This window comes from Pseudomonas sp. 1 (assembly GCF_056626735.1).
Map to the genome: position 1 here is coordinate 181,862 of NZ_JBWXMQ010000013.1, position 13,759 is coordinate 195,620.

The 13,759-nt window shown below is 62.8% G+C and carries 16 protein-coding genes; 14 read left to right on the forward strand and 2 right to left on the reverse strand.

What is annotated here, in order from left to right; genetic code table 11:
• Positions 1–68 precede the first annotated feature (68 nt).
• The 14 genes from cobO (at position 69) to AC1MDC_RS20395 (ending at position 11,517) form a co-directional block, all read left to right on the forward strand.
• Positions 69–680 (forward strand): cob(I)yrinic acid a,c-diamide adenosyltransferase, encoded by a 612-nt coding sequence (gene cobO / locus AC1MDC_RS20330; protein WP_085699332.1) that lies wholly within the window; start codon positions 69–71, stop codon positions 678–680.
• A complete protein-coding gene (locus AC1MDC_RS20335; protein ID WP_085699330.1) occupies positions 677–2,077 on the forward strand; it encodes a cobyrinic acid a,c-diamide synthase CobB in 1,401 nt (466 codons plus the stop codon). The genes cobO and AC1MDC_RS20335 overlap by 4 nt, the downstream gene beginning before the upstream one ends.
• The gene (gene bluB / locus AC1MDC_RS20340) at positions 2,074–2,724 is read left to right on the forward strand and encodes a 5,6-dimethylbenzimidazole synthase (RefSeq protein ID WP_085699328.1); all 651 of its coding nucleotides are present in this window, start codon (positions 2,074–2,076) and stop codon (positions 2,722–2,724) included. Before AC1MDC_RS20335 ends, bluB begins: the two co-directional genes overlap by 4 nt.
• Positions 2,721–3,629 (forward strand): adenosylcobinamide-phosphate synthase CbiB, encoded by a 909-nt coding sequence (gene cbiB, locus AC1MDC_RS20345; protein ID WP_085703376.1) that lies wholly within the window; start codon positions 2,721–2,723, stop codon positions 3,627–3,629. The genes bluB and cbiB overlap by 4 nt, the downstream gene beginning before the upstream one ends.
• A complete protein-coding gene (gene cobD, locus AC1MDC_RS20350) occupies positions 3,622–4,629 on the forward strand; it encodes a threonine-phosphate decarboxylase CobD (protein ID WP_480393554.1) in 1,008 nt (335 codons plus the stop codon). Before cbiB ends, cobD begins: the two co-directional genes overlap by 8 nt.
• Positions 4,626–6,077: a cobyric acid synthase gene (locus AC1MDC_RS20355; protein ID WP_480393555.1), complete on the forward strand. Its 1,452-nt coding sequence runs from the start codon at positions 4,626–4,628 to the stop codon at positions 6,075–6,077. Before cobD ends, AC1MDC_RS20355 begins: the two co-directional genes overlap by 4 nt.
• 116 nt (positions 6,078–6,193) lie before the next feature.
• On the forward strand, positions 6,194–6,715 hold the full coding sequence (gene cobU, locus AC1MDC_RS20360; RefSeq protein WP_085699320.1) for a bifunctional adenosylcobinamide kinase/adenosylcobinamide-phosphate guanylyltransferase: 522 nt from the start codon (positions 6,194–6,196) through the stop codon (positions 6,713–6,715).
• Positions 6,712–7,767 carry a nicotinate-nucleotide--dimethylbenzimidazole phosphoribosyltransferase gene (gene cobT, locus AC1MDC_RS20365; RefSeq protein ID WP_480393556.1) on the forward strand — a complete coding sequence of 352 codons (1,056 nt, stop codon included), beginning with the start codon at positions 6,712–6,714 and terminating at the stop codon, positions 7,765–7,767. The genes cobU and cobT overlap by 4 nt, the downstream gene beginning before the upstream one ends.
• Positions 7,764–8,339: an alpha-ribazole phosphatase family protein gene (gene cobC, locus AC1MDC_RS20370; protein WP_480393557.1), complete on the forward strand. Its 576-nt coding sequence runs from the start codon at positions 7,764–7,766 to the stop codon at positions 8,337–8,339. The genes cobT and cobC overlap by 4 nt, the downstream gene beginning before the upstream one ends.
• A gap of 1 nt (position 8,340) precedes the next feature.
• Positions 8,341–9,072 carry an adenosylcobinamide-GDP ribazoletransferase gene (locus AC1MDC_RS20375; protein WP_227234895.1) on the forward strand — a complete coding sequence of 244 codons (732 nt, stop codon included), beginning with the start codon at positions 8,341–8,343 and terminating at the stop codon, positions 9,070–9,072.
• Positions 9,073–9,115: 43 nt separating this feature from the next.
• Positions 9,116–9,520: a MarR family winged helix-turn-helix transcriptional regulator gene (locus AC1MDC_RS20380; RefSeq protein WP_007950413.1), complete on the forward strand. Its 405-nt coding sequence runs from the start codon at positions 9,116–9,118 to the stop codon at positions 9,518–9,520.
• A 53-nt stretch (positions 9,521–9,573) separates the two neighbouring features.
• Positions 9,574–10,782, forward strand: a complete 1,209-nt coding sequence (locus AC1MDC_RS20385) for an MFS transporter (RefSeq protein ID WP_085699312.1) — start codon at positions 9,574–9,576, stop codon at positions 10,780–10,782.
• Positions 10,779–10,901: a hypothetical protein gene (locus tag AC1MDC_RS20390; RefSeq protein WP_256574712.1), complete on the forward strand. Its 123-nt coding sequence runs from the start codon at positions 10,779–10,781 to the stop codon at positions 10,899–10,901. Before AC1MDC_RS20385 ends, AC1MDC_RS20390 begins: the two co-directional genes overlap by 4 nt.
• 55 nt (positions 10,902–10,956) lie before the next feature.
• Entirely contained in the window at positions 10,957–11,517 is a 561-nt protein-coding gene (locus AC1MDC_RS20395; protein WP_085699310.1) for a glutathione peroxidase, read from the forward strand.
• Between the two features lie 97 nt (positions 11,518–11,614).
• On the opposite strand, the gene AC1MDC_RS20400 is transcribed toward AC1MDC_RS20395, so the two are convergent.
• The gene (locus AC1MDC_RS20400) at positions 11,615–12,886 is read right to left on the reverse strand and encodes an OmpP1/FadL family transporter (protein ID WP_085703382.1); all 1,272 of its coding nucleotides are present in this window, start codon (positions 12,884–12,886) and stop codon (positions 11,615–11,617) included.
• A 146-nt stretch (positions 12,887–13,032) separates the two neighbouring features.
• A complete protein-coding gene (locus AC1MDC_RS20405; RefSeq protein ID WP_085699307.1) occupies positions 13,033–13,515 on the reverse strand; it encodes a hypothetical protein in 483 nt (160 codons plus the stop codon).
• Between the last annotated feature and the right edge of the window lie 244 nt (positions 13,516–13,759).

Here is a 13,759-nt window from a genome sequence, read left to right on the forward strand (position 1 = left end):
TGCCAGGCTTGTTGCCGTCTATTCTTGTGCCTGCCCGCCGTTATCCAGCCTCAACGGAGAGCTCCCCCATGACTGATTCCCCCGAACGCGACGAGCGCCACCTGGCGCGCATGCAGCGCAAAAAAGCCGTGATCGACGAGCGCATCGCCAATTCGCCGGACGAATGCGGCCTGGTGCTGGTGCTGACCGGCAATGGCAAAGGCAAAAGCAGCTCGGCGTTCGGCATGCTCGCCCGCGCCATGGGCCACGGCATGCAGTGTGGTGTGGTGCAGTTCATCAAGGGCCGCAACAGTACTGGCGAAGAGCTTTTCTTTCGTCGTTTCCCCGAGCAAGTGCGCTTCCATGTAATGGGCGAGGGCTTCACCTGGGAAACACAGGACCGTCAGCGTGACATCGCCGCCGCCGAAGCGGCCTGGGCAGTCTCCCGCGAGCTGCTGCGTGATCCGTCGATCGGTCTGGTGGTGCTCGATGAACTGAACATCGCCCTCAAGCACGGTTACCTCGATCTGGATCAGGTGCTCAGCGATCTGCAGGCCCGTCCGCCGATGCAGCATGTGATCGTCACCGGTCGCGCCGCCAAACCGGAAATGCTCGAGATGGGCGACACCGTCACCGAAATGGGCATGATCAAGCACGCCTTCCAGGCCGGCATCAAAGCGCAGAAAGGCGTCGAACTTTGAATCAACCACGTCACTGCCCGGCGGTCCTGATCGCCGCGCCGGCTTCCGGTCAGGGCAAGACCACCGTCACCGCCGCGCTGGCCCGTTTGCATCGCAATCAGGGGCGCAAGGTTCGCGTGTTCAAATGCGGCCCGGACTTTCTCGACCCGATGATCCTCGAGCGCGCCAGCGGTGCGCCGGTCTATCAACTGGACATGTGGATGGTCGGCGAGCAGGAAAGTCGACGCCTGTTGTGGGAAGCCGCCGCCGAAGCCGATCTGATTCTGATTGAGGGCGTGATGGGCTTGTTCGACGGCACGCCGTCGAGCGCCGATCTGGCCCGGCATTTCGGCGTGCCGGTACTCGGCGTGATCGACGGCACCGCGATGGCCCAGACCTTCGGCGCATTGGCCCTGGGGCTGGCGCGCTATCAGCCGGACTTGCCGTTCGCCGGCGTGCTGGCCAACCGTGTCGGCACCGTGCGTCATGCGCAGTTGCTCGAAGGCAGCCTCACCGAAGGCCTGCGCTGGTACGGCGCGTTGTCCCGGGAAACCGGGATCGAACTGCCGAGCCGCCATCTCGGTCTGGTGCAGGCCAGCGAACTCAATGACCTGGACGTGCGCCTCGACGCTGCCGCCGAAGCGCTGGCCGGCACTTGCGAGGTAGCGCTGCCACCGGCCGTGGAATTCGCCGCGCCTGAAATCGGCAAGACTGAAAGGCTGCTCGAAGGCGTGCGAATCGCTGTCGCCCGCGACGAAGCTTTCGCCTTTACCTACGGCGCCAGTCTCGACTTGCTTCGGGCGATGGGCGCCGAATTGAGTTTCTTCTCGCCGATCCGCGATAGGCAATTGCCCGACGCCGACAGCTTGTACCTGCCCGGCGGCTATCCGGAATTGCACCACGTTGCCTTGTCGCAGAACGCCGACATGCTCAAAGCGATCCGCGCGCACCATGCGGCCGGCAAACCGCTGCTCGCCGAATGTGGCGGCATGCTGTACCTGCTCGACTCGCTGACTGATGTCGAAGGCACCCGCGCTGATCTGGTCGGCCTGCTGAGTGGCGACGCCGTGATGCAAAAGCGCCTCGCCGCGCTGGCGCTGCAAGAAGTCGACTTGCCGGAAGGCCAGTTGCGCGGCCACACCTATCACCATTCCCTGACCACCACCGAACTGACGCCAATCGCCCGTGGCCACAGCCCCAATGGCGGGCGCGGCGCGGAAGCGGTTTACAGGCAAGGGCGGATGACCGCCTCGTACGTGCATTTCTATTTCCCGTCCAATCCTGCAGCTATCGCAATATTATTTGCGCCGGACCATAAGGCCCCCATCGCTGGCAAGCCAGCTCCCACAGTGGGCGGTGTGATGTCTGAAGAAACGCAATCCGTTGTGGGAGCTGGCTTGCCAGCGATGGGGCCATGACCGACAACGCCTTCACTGACGCCGAGCGCCAAGCGGTCTACCGCGCCATCGCCGAACGCCGCGACATGCGCCACTTCAGCGGTGGCACGGTCGAGCCGGAACTGTTGCGCCGATTGCTTGAGGCGGCACATCAGGCACCGAGCGTCGGCCTGATGCAGCCGTGGCGCTTCATCCGCATCAGCGACCGCGCCTTGCGTGGCCAGATCCAGAACCTTGTTGAAGAAGAACGCGTGCGCACCGCCGAAGCCCTCGGCGAGCGCAGCGACGAGTTCATGAAGCTCAAGGTCGAAGGCATCAGCGACTGCGCCGAAGTGCTGGTGGCTGCGTTGATGGACGATCGCGAGCGACACATTTTTGGCCGCCGTACGCTGCCGGAAATGGACATGGCGTCGCTGTCCTGCGCGATCCAGAACCTGTGGCTGGCCGCACGTGCCGAAGGCCTGGGCATGGGCTGGGTGTCGCTGTTCGAGCCGCAGGCACTGGCCGATCTGCTGAAACTGCCGGCCGGGGCCAAGCCGCTGGCGGTGCTTTGCCTGGGGCCGGTCAAGGAATTCTATCCGGCGCCGATGCTGGTACTCGAAGGTTGGGCGCAGGAGCGTCCGCTCAATGAGTTGCTGTATGAAAATTTCTGGGGAGTGAGTCAATGAGTGTGGCGTTGTTGAGTGTCGCCGCAGTTGCGCTGGATGCGCTGCTGGGTGAGCCGAAGCGCTGGCATCCGCTGGTGGCGTTCGGCAATTTCGCCGGGCGTATCGAGCAACGTTTCAACAGCGCCGGTCGTGGTTGGCGCAGCCATGGCGTCACCGCGTGGGTGATCGCGGTGTTGCCGCTGACCCTGCTGGCCACCGCGTTGTCCTGGGCGCCGTATGTGGGCTGGATCGTCGAGATTCTTGCGCTGTATTGCGCCCTCGGCATGCGCAGCCTGGGTGAGCACGTCGAGCCGGTCGCCAAGGCCCTGCGCAGCGATGATCTGGAGGAGGCGCGCAAGCGTGTGGGTTATCTGGTCAGTCGACAGACCGATGAGCTGGACAGCACCGCCGTCGCCCGGGCCGCCACCGAATCGGTACTGGAAAACGGTAGCGATGCGGTGTTCGCCGCGCTGTTCTGGTTTGTCGTGGCCGGTGCGCCGGGCGTGGTGCTTTATCGTCTGAGCAATACACTTGATGCGATGTGGGGCTATCGCAACGAGCGCTTCGAGCGATTCGGCTGGGCGGCGGCAAAAATCGACGACATCCTCAACTACATTCCTGCGCGGCTGGTGGCGTTGACCTACGCGCTGCTGGGCAATACCCGACTCGCGTTGAAATGCTGGCGCACTCAGGCGCCGAAATGGGACAGCCCGAACGCCGGCCCGGTGATGGCTGCCGGCGCAGGTGCCTTGGGCGTCGAGCTGGGTGGCCCGGCGATCTACCACGGCGAGCTGCACGAGCGTCCGCAACTGGGCGAGGGCGCGCCGGCGGATGCCGATTCCATTGATCGCGGCTGGCAATTGGTCCGGCGCGGGGTATGGTTATGGCTGCTGATTCTCTGCGTGGGGGCTGAATTCTATGCTTGAGCACGGTGGCCGGTTGCGCAGGGCGGCGCTCGAATACGGTATCGCGGAAGAAGACTGGCTCGACCTGTCCACAGGCCTGGCGCCGTGGCCGTTTCCGGTCCCGGAGATTCCGCTGCGAGCCTGGGCACGTTTGCCGGAGAACGATGACGGTCTGGAGCAGGCTGCCTGCGATTACTATGGGGCCAACAGTTTGCTACCGGTGGCCGGTTCACAGATGGCCATTCAGTTGTTGCCGCGATTGCGCCGGGCCGGCAAGGTCGGCGTGCTGTCGCCATGTTATGCCGAGCATGCCGAAGCCTGGCGGCGCAGTGGTTACATCGTGCGTGAGGTGCTGGAGCAGGAAGTCGATTTCTTTCTCGACAGTCTCGACGTCCTGGTAGTCGTCAATCCGAACAATCCGACAGGCCTGAATCTGACCCCGGCGCGTTTGCTCGACTGGCATGCGCGGCTGGCCCAGCGCGGTGGCTGGCTGGTGGTCGACGAAGCGTTCATGGACAACACACCGCAGCTGAGTCTCGCCCCCCATGCGCATCAAGTGGGGTTGATCGTGCTGCGCTCGTTCGGCAAGTTTTTTGGTCTGGCCGGTGTGCGGCTGGGGTTCGTGCTGGCCGAGCGCAAGTTGCTCCGGTTGCTGGCCGAACAGGTCGGGCCCTGGGCAGTCAGCGGGCCGACTCGTGTGCTGGGGCAGGCCTGTCTGCGCGACACCGAAGGCCATACGCGTCAGCGCATTCGCAGCGACGAGGCCAGCGAGCGGCTGGCTGCGCTGCTCGAACGTTATGGCTTCAAACCGCAAGGCGGCTGCGCGCTGTTTCAGTGGCTGATCACCGAACAGGCCGCCGCGCTGAATGAATTCATGGCTCGACGCGGCATTCTTTTGCGCCTGTTCGCGCACAACAGCAGCCTGCGATTCGGGTTGCCCGCCGATGCCGCGGACGAGGCGCGCCTTGAGCAAGCCCTGCAAGCATTCGCCAAGCATTGCTCAAAGGAAAAAACCGCATGACCACATTGATGGTGCAGGGCACCACCTCCGATGCCGGCAAAAGCACGCTGGTGACGGCACTGTGCCGCTGGGCGACCCGTCAGGGCGTTGCCGTGGTGCCGTTCAAACCGCAGAACATGGCGCTCAACAGCGCGGTGACTGCCGACGGCGGCGAGATCGGCCGCGCGCAAGCGGTGCAGGCCCAGGCGGCGTTTCTCGAACCGCACACCGACATGAACCCGGTGCTGCTCAAGCCCAACAGCGACACTGGTGCCCAGGTCATCATCCACGGCCGTGCGGTCACCAGCATGAACGCCGTCGCCTATCACGACTACAAAGCCATCGCCATGCAGGCCGTGCTCGCTTCCCATGAGCGCTTGAGCACCGCGTATGCGCTGGTGATGGTCGAAGGCGCAGGCTCGCCGGCAGAGATCAATCTGCGCGCCGGCGACATCGCCAACATGGGCTTCGCCGAAGCGGTGGACTGTCCGGTGCTGTTGATCGCCGACATTAATCGTGGCGGCGTGTTTGCCCATCTGGTGGGCACGCTGGAACTGCTGTCGCCGAGCGAGCAGGCGCGAGTCAAGGGCTTCATCATCAACCGTTTTCGCGGCGACATCGCCTTGCTGCAACCGGGCCTCGACTGGCTGGAGCAGCGCACCGGAAAACCGGTGGTGGGCGTACTGCCGTATGTGATGGATCTGCATCTGGAGGCCGAGGACGGCATTGATCAGCGCCAGACCGACAAGGTCGAGCAAGTCCTGAAAGTGGTGGTGCCGGTGCTGCCGCGCATCAGCAACCACACCGATTTCGATCCGCTGCGTCTGCATCCTCAGGTGGATCTGCAATTCATCGGCCCGGGGCAGGCGATTCCGCCGGCCGACCTGATCATTCTGCCGGGCTCGAAAAGCGTGCGCAGCGATTTGGCCTATCTGCGCGCCAATGGCTGGGAGACCGCCATCAGCCGGCATCTGCGCTATGGCGGCAAGTTGCTGGGGATTTGCGGCGGTCTGCAAATGCTCGGCGAGCAGGTGCACGATCCGTTGGGCCTGGAAGGCGCGCCGGGTTCCAGCGCCGGTCTGGGGTTGCTGGCGTTTGAAACGCAGCTCGAAGCCGAAAAACAGTTGCGCAATGTGCGCGGGCGTCTGGCGCTGGAAGATGCCGAGGTCAGTGGCTATGAAATTCATGCGGGCGTGACGACGGGAGCGGCGCTGGAAAAGGCGGCTGTGCGTCTGGACGACGGTCGCTGCGACGGCGCGCAAAGTCTCGACGGGCAGATTTTCGGCACTTACCTGCACGGCCTGTTCGAATCGCCGGCGGCCAGTGCGGCCCTGTTGCGCTGGGCCGGACTGAGCGATGTGCAGGAGGTGGATTATCACGGCCTGCGCGAACGCGATATCGAGCGGCTGGCGGATCTGGTGGAAAAACATCTGGACACTGATTTGTTGCGTCAACTCTGTGGAATGTGATTTGCCCATGCCGGCCCCTTCGCGAGCTCGCTCCCACATTGAAATGCGTTCCATTGTGGGAGCGAGCTTGCTCGCGAAGACGGTAGCTGTAGCACTGATATTTATAGGATTTATCCATGCTCCAACTGATCCTCGGCGGCGCCCGCTCCGGCAAAAGTCGCCTGGCCGAAAAACTCGCCACTGAGAGCGCGCTGGCCGTCACTTACATCGCCACCAGCCAGCCGCTGGATGGCGAGATGAATGAACGCGTCGCCCATCATCGCGCGCGGCGTCCAGCCGAGTGGGCGTTGATCGAAGAGCCGCTGGAGCTGGCTCGGGTGCTGCGCGAAACCGCCAGCCCCGACCGTTGCCTGCTGGTGGATTGCCTGACTCTGTGGCTGACCAATCTGCTGATGCTCGAAGATGTCGAACGCCTCGCCGCCGAACGCGAAGCGCTGCTTGAATGCCTGGCGTCGCTGCCGGGTGAAATCATTTTTGTCAGCAACGAGACCGGAATGGGTGTCGTGCCGCTGGGCGAATTGACTCGCCGCTACGTCGATGAAGCCGGTTGGCTGCATCAAGCTCTGGCCGAGCGTTGTCAGCGAGTCGTCCTGACGGTCGCCGGCCTGCCCCTGACTTTGAAAGGACCTGCGTTATGACCCAAGCCTGGTGGCTGAATCCGTGCAAACCGGTGGATGCGCAAGCCGTTGAAAACGCGGCGGCGCGTCAGCAGCAATTGACCAAACCCGCCGGCTCCCTCGGGCAGCTCGAATCGGTGGCGGTGCAACTGGCCGGGTTGCAGGGCCGGATCAAGCCGAACCTCGATCAGGTCTGGATCGCGATTTTTGCCGGCGACCACGGCGTTGTCGCCGAAGGCGTTTCTGCGTTTCCGCAGGAAGTTACCGGGCAGATGCTGCTGAACTTCGTCAGCGGCGGCGCGGCGATCAGCGTGCTGGCGCGGCAACTCGGCGCGCAGCTGGAAGTGGTGGATCTGGGCACCGTGACCCCGTCGTTGAACCTGCCAGGTGTGCGTCACCTGAACATCGGTCCGGGCACGGCGAATTTCGCCAAGGGCGCAGCGATGACTCGGGCCCAGGGCGAACTCGCCTTGCAGGGCGGCCGCGACAGCGTGCTGCGCGCGAAGGCGGCGGGCGCGCAATTGTTCATCGGCGGTGAAATGGGCATTGGCAACACTACCGCCGCCAGTGCGCTGGCTTGTGCTTTGCTGGATTGCCCGGTGGCGCACCTGACCGGCCCCGGCACCGGGCTGAATGCCGAAGGCGTCAGCCATAAGGCGCACGTGATCGAGCGGGCGCTGGCGCTGCATGCGGCACAACGCGGTGATGCGTTGCAGACCCTGTTCAATCTCGGCGGCTTCGAGATTGCAGCGTTGGTTGGCGCGTATCTGGCGTGTGCTCAGGAAGGTGTGGCGGTGCTGGTGGACGGTTTCATCTGCACGGTCGCCGCGTTGGTGGCGGTACGCCTGAATCCGGCCTGCCGTGAATGGTTGCTGTTCGGTCATCGTGGTGCGGAGCCGGGCCATCGCCATGTGCTGGAAACCCTTGGCGCTGAACCGCTGCTCGAACTGGCTCTGCGTCTGGGGGAGGGCAGTGGTGCGGCGCTGGCGGTGCCGTTGTTGCGCCTGGCCTGCGACCTGCACGGCCAGATGGCGACCTTCGCCGAAGCGGCGGTGGCGGATCGCCCGGCATGACTTTGCGCCTGGACCTCCTGCGCCACGGTGAAACCGAGCTCGGCGGCGGCCTGCGCGGCAGTCTTGACGATGCGCTGACCGAAAAAGGCTGGGCGCAAATGCGCGAAGCGGTGATCGGAAAAGGGCCGTGGGATCGGCTGGTCAGTTCGCCATTGCAGCGTTGCGCGCGATTCGCTGAGGAGTTGAGCGCGCAGCGGGATCTGCCGGTATCTCTGGACAAAAATCTGCAGGAGCTGCATTTCGGTGCCTGGGAAGGGCAGAGTGCGGCGGCGTTGATGGAAACCGATGCCGAGGCGCTGGGTCTGTTCTGGGCGGATCCCTACGGGTTTACCCCGCCGCAGGGTGAGCCGGTCAGCGATTTCTCTGCGCGGGTGCTGGCGGCGGTGATGCGACTGCACGCGGCACACGTCGGCGAGCGGGTGTTGCTGGTCAGTCATGGCGGCGTCATCCGTCTGCTGCTGGCGCGGGCCCGTGGTTTGCCCCGTGAACAACTGCTCAATGTCGAAGTCGCTCATGGCGCACTGTTTTCGCTGATCGTCTCGGCTGATGGTTCGCTCAAGGAGGTGTGCTGACATGCTGCCTCTGTGGATCGCCCTGCAATTTCTCAGCAGCCTGCCGATTCGTCTGCCGGGCATGCCGACCCCTGAACAGCTTGGCCGCTCGCTGCTGTTTTATCCGCTGGTGGGGTTGTTGTTCGGTGTGATTCTCTGGGCGCTCAACCTTGCACTGGCGGGCGCGCCGTTGCTGCTGCACGCAGCGCTGTTGCTGACGGTGTGGGTGCTGCTCAGCGGCGCGTTGCACCTTGATGGCCTGGCGGACAGCGCCGATGCGTGGCTCGGCGGTTTCGGTGATCGCGAGCGCACGCTGACGATCATGAAGGATCCGCGCAGCGGGCCGATCGCCGTAGTGACGCTGGTGCTGGTGTTGCTGCTCAAGTTCGCCGCGTTGCTGGCCTTGATCGAGCAGAAGCAGGGTATGGCGTTGATCGTTGTGCCACTGATTGGCCGAGCGGCGCTGCTCGGGCTGTTCCTCACCACTGCCTATGTGCGGGCCGGTGGATTGGGGCAGGCGCTGGCCGATCATCTGCCGCGCAAGACGGGTTGGCAGGTGCTGGCGCTGAGTGCAGCGGCGTGTGTGGTGATCGCCGGGCTTAACGCGGTCGTGGCGTTGTTGCTGGCGGTCGTCGTGTTCATCTGGCTACGGCATCTGATGGTGCGGCGACTGGGCGGAACCACAGGCGATACGGCGGGTGCGTTGCTGGAATTATTGGAGATGTCGGTGCTGGTCGGGCTGGCTTTGTTTTGATCTGTAACTTGATTTAACAGACTTGCGGGTATATACACGCATCATGCTTCCTTCTCAGTGTTTGTGCACCAACCTGCGACGCGCCGCCCGTGGCGTCAGCAGGCATTACGACGGCGCTCTCGACGGCTTCGGGATCAACGTTGCCCAGTATTCTTTGCTGTGCAATCTGCAGCGCCTGGATCAACCGAGCATTTCCGAACTGGCCGAAGCGATGGGGCTGGATCGCAGCACCCTCGGGCGCAATCTGCGGGTGCTGGAAGGCGAAGGGCTGGTGGCGCTGGCCGAGGGCGAAGACATGCGCAACCGCATCGTCCGGCTCACCGAAACCGGTGCGCAACGACTGGCAGCGGCTTTGCCGGCCTGGGAAGCGGCGCAGCAGCGGTTGATCGACCGACTGGGTGCCGAGAAGCGTGAAACCTTGCTGCGGCTGTTGGATGAACTGGCCTGAGGGCCGGTTTTTCCGAATCTAAGCGGGTATATACCCGCGACTGGAGAATAACAATGAGTTCGATGTGGCGTACGTGCGGTTGGGTGTTGTTGGGGAGTGCGCTGATTCTGGCGTTGTCATTGGGCGTGCGGCACGGTTTCGGGCTGTTTCTGTCGCCGATGAGCGCGCAGTTCGGCTGGGGCCGTGAAGTGTTCGCGTTCGCCATCGCCTTGCAGAACCTGATCTGGGGTCTGGCGCAGCCGTTTACCGGCGCACTGGCCGACCGCTTCGGCGCGGCAAAAGTGGTATTGATCGGTGGTGTGCTGTACGCCTTGGGCCTGGTGTTCATGGGCCTGTCGGAAACCGCGCTGGGCCTGTCCCTGAGTGCCGGTCTGCTGATCGGCATCGGGCTCTCCGGCACCTCGTTCTCGGTGATCCTCGGCGTGGTCGGCCGTGCTGTGCCGCCGGAAAAACGCAGCATGGGCATGGGCATCGCCAGTGCTGCCGGCTCTTTCGGCCAGTTCGCCATGCTGCCCGGCACCCTCGGGCTGATCGGCTGGCTCGGCTGGTCGGCGGCATTGCTGGTGCTGGGCCTGCTGGTGGCGCTGATCGTGCCGCTGGTGAGCATGCTCAAGGACAAACCGCTGCCGGTGCTGGGCCATGAACAAACCCTGTCCGAAGCCCTGCGTGAGGCTTGCTCGCATTCCGGTTTCTGGCTGCTGGCGTTCGGCTTTTTCGTCTGCGGGTTTCAGGTGGTGTTCATCGGCGTCCACCTGCCGGCGTATCTGGTCGATCAGCATCTGCCTGCAAGTGTCGGCACCACGGTGCTGGCGTTGATCGGTCTGTTCAATATCTTCGGCACTTACACCGCCGGTTGGCTCGGCGGGCGCATGTCCAAGCCGCGTCTGCTGACCGGACTTTATCTGTTGCGCGCCGTGGTGATCGTGCTGTTCCTGTGGCTGCCGGTGACGACGACCTCGGCCTATCTGTTCGGCATGGCCATGGGCTTCCTGTGGCTGTCGACGGTGCCGTTGACCAACGGTACGGTGGCGACCTTGTTTGGTGTGCGGAATCTGTCCATGCTCGGCGGTATCGTGTTCCTGTTCCATCAATTGGGTTCGTTCCTTGGCGGCTGGCTGGGCGGGGTGGTGTACGACCGGACCGGGAGTTATGACTTGATCTGGCAAGTGGCGATTCTCTTGAGCCTGCTGGCGGCGGCGCTGAACTGGCCGGTGCGCGAGCGCCCGGTCGAGCGCCTGCAAACGCGTGCGAGCGCTGCATGAACCGTTATTGGCCGCAGATCGTCATCACCGCACTCGGTGCCGCGTTGCTGGCGCTGGTGTGGTGGGGCTGGCATCGGGGCGGGCTGGCGCTGATGCAGTTGGGCATGGGTGCTTGCTAGACCGGCGGGAGGGCGAGTAACGTCGAGGTCTGACGATTGCTCAAGGATGCCCGACATGCTCAAGCGCTGGTGTGCTGTTCCCGCTTTGCTGATGGCGTTGACCGGACTGGCCCAGGCCGCGGATTGTCCGGATCTGTTGCAAGGTTCGTTGCCCAAGTTGCGGGCCAAGGAATCCATCGACCTGTGTCAGCGTTACGCCGACAAACCGCTGGTGGTAATCAACACGGCCAGCTTCTGTGGTTTCGCGCCGCAGTTCGAGGGGCTCGAAGCGCTCAATCAGCGCTACAAGGCCCAGGGCCTGGAAATGCTCGGCGTGCCTTCCAATGACTTCAAGCAGGAATCCAAGGATAGCGCCGAGACCGCCAAGGTCTGTTACGCCAACTACGGCGTGACGTTCACCATGACCGAGCCACAGAAGGTGCGGGGCGACGATGCCACCCACCTGTTCCAGGTGCTGGCCAGACAGAGCAGCGCGCCGAAGTGGAATTTCTACAAATACGTCATCGACCGTCAGGGCAAGGTCATTGCCAACTTCTCCAGCCTGACCAAGCCGGATGATCCGGAATTTCTGGCAGCCATTGAAAAAGCCATTGCCTCCAAGCCGCTGAAACCCTGATCTACGCCCACTAAAAAGCCCCGCCTCTGTGAAGAGAGCGGGGCTTTTTAGTGGACGAGGCCTCAAACGCTAAAGAGATCAGCTTCGCCGTACAGCATCAGAAGCGGTAGGTTGCGCCGACACCGAAGCCGTTTGCCGAGTTTTCGTACTGCGAGTTGTAGCTCTGGCCACGATCGTTTTCGTTGCGGATGTTGACCTTCTCTTCCTTCAGGTACGAGTAGGCAACGTCGATGGTCAGGTCTTCGGTCGGGCTCCAGCCGGCACCGATGCTGAAGATGGTCCGGTCGCCGGTCGGGATGCGTGGCGAACGGTCGACGTTGTTGGTCGGCGCCTGGTCGAACGTCAGACCGGTACGCAGTACCCATTCCTTGTTCAGCTGGTAGGACGTACCGATGGCGTAAGCCCAGGTGTCATGCCAGTTCTGCTCTTCGGTGATCTCGCCGAACTGGCCAGCCAGCAGAGGCTGTACGCCGGAGTTCTTGACGGTGATCTTTTCCAGCTGGCTCCAGCGGGTCCAGGTGGTACCGGCGTAGACGTTCCAGCGGTCGTTGATCGCCTGCGTGACCGAGAAGTCCACGGATTCAGGCGTGGTGATCTTCAGCGAAGCGTCGTATTTCTGGTTCGCACCCAGGCCGACCGCGCCCAGCACACCGTAGTTGACCTTGGTGTTGCCTTCGAGCTTGTAGTCGACTTTCGAGTGGTAGGTCAGACCCAGGCGAGTGGTGTCGGTAGCCTGTACCAGAACGCCGATGTTGTAGCCCAGTGCGGTGTCGTCACCCTTGATCTTGACCTTGCCGTCCGGCGCAGCCTGAGTGATCGACAGGTTGGATTCCAGCGAGCCGTCGATGCGGTTGATGGTCGGACCGAAACCGATCGACACCACGTCGTTGAATTTGTAGCTGACAGTCGGCTGGAAGGTAATGACCTTGACTTCGGACTTGCTGCCGAAGTAGCGGCCGGCAAAGCCGTTTTCATAGTCGGTGATCAGGCCGAAGGGTACGTACACACCCAGGCCGAATGCCCAATGCTCGTCGATCGGCTTGACGTAGTAGCCCATAGGTACGGAGGTGAAGGGCACCATGTCGCCTTTGTTGCTGCCGCCGTTCGGGCTGGAGCTGGCGTCATTGATATCGGTTTTTGCGTCGAGGAATGCAACACCGCCAGTGACTTGTTCGCGCGTGATGCGCGACATGCCGGCAGGGTTGCCATAAACAGTGCTTGCGTCGTCGGCAGAAGAAGATCGCCCGGCGTACCCAGTCCCCATCCCGCTGATGCTGTGTTCGTTGATGGCAAAGCCAGCTGCGAAGATCTGGGTGGATGCCACGGTTACGGCAAGGCTAAGGGTGGTTTTGAGCATGACTTTTTTCATTATTAGAACTCCTGGTGATCACCGGGGCGAAAATTACCAACATTTTCGTCCTAGCGCTATAGGCCGTATGCCTTGAGTTAGAGCGGTTTTGTAGGACAATCCGACCAGATTCGCTACTCGTTGGACGATGTTGCGAAACCGGCGGATCAGCAAGCGACCTGATTCAGCGGTGAAACACAGGTTTGCCAGGCGCAGGTGAAATCGCGCAGACGACCTTGAGGCTGGAAGGTCTGACGCCAGATGCGCGCCATGCCCAGCAGATCATCCGACTCGGGGAGGACGGGGTTTTGTTCTTCGACCAGCAGCCAGGCAATGGCCGTGGCGTAACGCAGGTTGACGGTCAGTTCGAGGTGCGGGCCGCTGAGGAAGGCATGCTGGCTTGCGAGGCCACGAACCAGGCTGGCGCGTTCGGGATCCAGTGCCAGGTAATGATCCCAGAGCGCCTGGTGACGGTGTTCGGCAATCCGGTAAAGGCCGTGGCCACGGCGGTCATGCAGGGCCGAACCGAGGGCGGACTGGCTGGCGGCGATGCCCAGCAACAGGGATTCGGCGGTGGCGCAGTGACGTCCCAGATAAATCAGCGTGGGACGGATCACATGGCGGCACAGTTCGCTGGCAGCGATACCCATAAAACCCTCGGATCTTGTTATTGGGCGGCGAGACCTGAAGGGGAGCTTGGCAGCTGTGGATCGAATCAGGCCCGCCGGAAGCGGATCACGCCGCTTGAGTTGAAGTGTAGTGTCATATTCGCGACGTAAAGGCCTGTTTTTAAAATATTTCCGGCGGGGCGTTATAACCGTTATATCAGTTGGTGCTTAAGCGGAAAGTCGCAAAAGCGAAACATCGGGCAATAAAAAGCCCCGCGTTTTAAGC

What these genes read in the sequence shown, in the direction of transcription:
- cobT (WP_480393556.1), top strand. Translation starts at nt 6,712, where the DNA reads ATGACCCAAGCCTGGTGGCTGAATCCGTGCAAACCGGTGGATGCGCAA.
- AC1MDC_RS20390 (WP_256574712.1), top strand. Translation starts at nt 10,779, where the DNA reads ATGAACCGTTATTGGCCGCAGATCGTCATCACCGCACTCGGTGCCGCG.
- bluB (WP_085699328.1), top strand. Translation starts at nt 2,074, where the DNA reads ATGACCGACAACGCCTTCACTGACGCCGAGCGCCAAGCGGTCTACCGC.
- cobO (WP_085699332.1), top strand. Translation starts at nt 69, where the DNA reads ATGACTGATTCCCCCGAACGCGACGAGCGCCACCTGGCGCGCATGCAG.
- AC1MDC_RS20405 (WP_085699307.1), bottom strand. Translation starts at nt 13,515, where the DNA reads ATGGGTATCGCTGCCAGCGAACTGTGCCGCCATGTGATCCGTCCCACG.
- AC1MDC_RS20375 (WP_227234895.1), top strand. Translation starts at nt 8,341, where the DNA reads ATGCTGCCTCTGTGGATCGCCCTGCAATTTCTCAGCAGCCTGCCGATT.
- AC1MDC_RS20380 (WP_007950413.1), top strand. Translation starts at nt 9,116, where the DNA reads ATGCTTCCTTCTCAGTGTTTGTGCACCAACCTGCGACGCGCCGCCCGT.
- AC1MDC_RS20385 (WP_085699312.1), top strand. Translation starts at nt 9,574, where the DNA reads ATGAGTTCGATGTGGCGTACGTGCGGTTGGGTGTTGTTGGGGAGTGCG.
- cobD (WP_480393554.1), top strand. Translation starts at nt 3,622, where the DNA reads ATGCTTGAGCACGGTGGCCGGTTGCGCAGGGCGGCGCTCGAATACGGT.
- AC1MDC_RS20395 (WP_085699310.1), top strand. Translation starts at nt 10,957, where the DNA reads ATGCTCAAGCGCTGGTGTGCTGTTCCCGCTTTGCTGATGGCGTTGACC.
- cobU (WP_085699320.1), top strand. Translation starts at nt 6,194, where the DNA reads ATGCTCCAACTGATCCTCGGCGGCGCCCGCTCCGGCAAAAGTCGCCTG.
- AC1MDC_RS20355 (WP_480393555.1), top strand. Translation starts at nt 4,626, where the DNA reads ATGACCACATTGATGGTGCAGGGCACCACCTCCGATGCCGGCAAAAGC.
- AC1MDC_RS20400 (WP_085703382.1), bottom strand. Translation starts at nt 12,886, where the DNA reads ATGAAAAAAGTCATGCTCAAAACCACCCTTAGCCTTGCCGTAACCGTG.
- cobC (WP_480393557.1), top strand. Translation starts at nt 7,764, where the DNA reads ATGACTTTGCGCCTGGACCTCCTGCGCCACGGTGAAACCGAGCTCGGC.
- cbiB (WP_085703376.1), top strand. Translation starts at nt 2,721, where the DNA reads ATGAGTGTGGCGTTGTTGAGTGTCGCCGCAGTTGCGCTGGATGCGCTG.